Origin of the sequence: Rhodopseudomonas sp. B29 (assembly GCF_000333455.1) — a bacterium.
Taxonomy (GTDB): Bacteria; Pseudomonadota; Alphaproteobacteria; order Rhizobiales; family Xanthobacteraceae; genus Rhodopseudomonas.
In genome coordinates this window covers 1-1,206 of sequence record NZ_BADD01000631.1, presented here as the reverse complement: position 1 = coordinate 1,206, position 1,206 = coordinate 1, and the positions used below count along the sequence as shown (strand labels likewise).

Below are 1,206 nucleotides of genomic sequence, written 5' to 3'. Positions count from 1 at the left end.
CATGAGGAAGAGAGCGGCTGCGGCTGCAATTGCGGGAACGCTGGCTGATTTCCTTCAACGTTTTCGCCGTCATTGCGAGGAGCGTAGCGACGAAGCAATCCAGCTGAGTGCACGGAGCTGGATTGCTTCGCTTCGCTCGCAATGACGCTTTCAGTTCGTCATGCGCGGGCTTGACCCGCGCATCCATCGCGTGCGGAGCGCGCCGATAAGAAAGTTCTCGAAAGAGTATCTTTCGAAGAGGATGGATTGCCGGGTCAAGCCCGGCAATGACGGCGGATAGTGGTCAAGAAAACGCCGTCCCGCTGCCGACCCCGAGTTTCTTGAACACCATCGCGGCCGGGCAGAAGCCGGTGAACGACGCCTGCAGCATGTTGGCGCCGGCGAAGGCGGTCAGCAGCAGCCAGTAAGGGCTGACCAGCCAGGCGAGCACGACGCTCGTCAGCACGACGCAGCCGGCGAAAGCGAGTACGGCGCGATCCAAATTCATTGTCGTTGCTCCTTCAATAGCGACATCATCTCGAAAACGCTGGTCGGCAAAGCTGTCTGGTCGCGTGACCGGCACCCGGCCGGTTGCCTTGCCGCGAGGGCTCGGGGCTGACAATCCGAACCCGACCGGGCTGTTGACAATATATTCGTAAAATCGTATATGCGCAACTATGAATATAAAGGCCGAGATGATGGAGGCGGCGGCCGATCAGGCCAGCGAGCTTTTGAAGGCGCTGTCCAATCGGCACCGGCTCATGATCGTCTGCCAGCTGATCGGCGGCGAACGATCGGTCGGTGAGCTGGCGGCCTCGGTGGGGCTGCGCGATTCCACCGTGTCGCAGCATCTGGCGCTGCTGCGCAAAGACGAATTGGTGGCGACGCGGCGGGACGGCCAGACCATCTACTACGCGATCGCCAGCGAGCCGGCGCGCGAGATCTTGACCACATTGTATCGGCTGTACTGCCCGGCGACGCCGCAGGCGGGAGCCAAGGCCGAGAGGAGTTGACGATGATACTGGGATGGATCGGGGGCGGTGCGGTCGCGGCGCTGCTGCTGGGCGCGGGCGCTGCGCAGGCGGCGCAGGTGATGACGGTGACGGAGCAGGCGCTGTCGGACGACAAGGCAGTGTTCGCCACGGTCGAGAGCATCAGCGTGGTGCCGGCCCGCGCGCGCATCGGCGGCACGGTGATCGCGCTGAAAGTGCGCAAAGGCGACAGCGT

At 63.2% G+C, this 1,206-nt stretch carries 2 protein-coding genes and 1 pseudogene; 2 read left to right on the top strand and 1 reads right to left on the bottom strand.

Annotated features, from left to right (window positions below; translation table 11 throughout):
* Positions 1–283 precede the first annotated feature (283 nt).
* Entirely contained in the window at positions 284–487 is a 204-nt protein-coding gene (locus tag I5M_RS22705) for a DUF2892 domain-containing protein (protein WP_022723501.1), read from the bottom strand.
* Between the two features lie 190 nt (positions 488–677).
* Between I5M_RS22705 and I5M_RS22700 the strand changes: the two genes are divergently transcribed.
* Both I5M_RS22700 and I5M_RS22695 read left to right on the top strand, forming a co-directional pair.
* A complete protein-coding gene (locus tag I5M_RS22700; RefSeq protein ID WP_031337342.1) occupies positions 678–992 on the top strand; it encodes a helix-turn-helix transcriptional regulator in 315 nt (104 codons plus the stop codon).
* Positions 993–994: 2 nt separating this feature from the next.
* A pseudogene (locus tag I5M_RS22695) lies at positions 995–1,206 on the top strand (efflux RND transporter periplasmic adaptor subunit); the annotation flags it as partial.

What these genes read in the sequence shown, in the direction of transcription:
- I5M_RS22705 (WP_022723501.1), bottom strand. Translation starts at nt 487, where the DNA reads ATGAATTTGGATCGCGCCGTACTCGCTTTCGCCGGCTGCGTCGTGCTG.
- I5M_RS22700 (WP_031337342.1), top strand. Translation starts at nt 678, where the DNA reads ATGGAGGCGGCGGCCGATCAGGCCAGCGAGCTTTTGAAGGCGCTGTCC.